This is a genomic window from Cognatundibacterium luofuense (assembly GCF_018139685.1).
Taxonomy (GTDB): domain Bacteria; phylum Pseudomonadota; class Gammaproteobacteria; order Burkholderiales; family Burkholderiaceae_D; genus Undibacterium; species Undibacterium luofuense.
On record NZ_JAGSPN010000716.1, the window covers coordinates 1 to 226 of the forward strand.

1 protein-coding gene is annotated in these 226 nt (G+C 52.2%); it reads right to left on the reverse strand.

Translation table 11 applies throughout. The features are described from left to right. On the reverse strand, window positions 1-209 hold a 209-nt coding region (locus KDM89_RS22315), incomplete at its 3' end, for a hypothetical protein (protein WP_212689908.1). Window positions 210-226: the final 17 nt, after the last annotated feature.

Here is a 226-nt window from a genome sequence, read left to right on the forward strand (position 1 = left end):
CCCGGCGGCAGCCGGGTTTGTTTTGTCTTTGTCTTTGTCTTTTTGTTTTTGACCTGGTCTTTGCTTAGTTCTTGTTCTTTTCCCGCTTTCCGACCGCACAAAGCAAAACCCCCGCCTCTGTCGAGAGGCGGGGGTTTCTTATAGGGAGCCTGACGATGACCTACTTTCACACTGGTTGCAGCACTATCATCGGCGCTAAGTCGTTTCACGGTCCTGTTCGGGATGG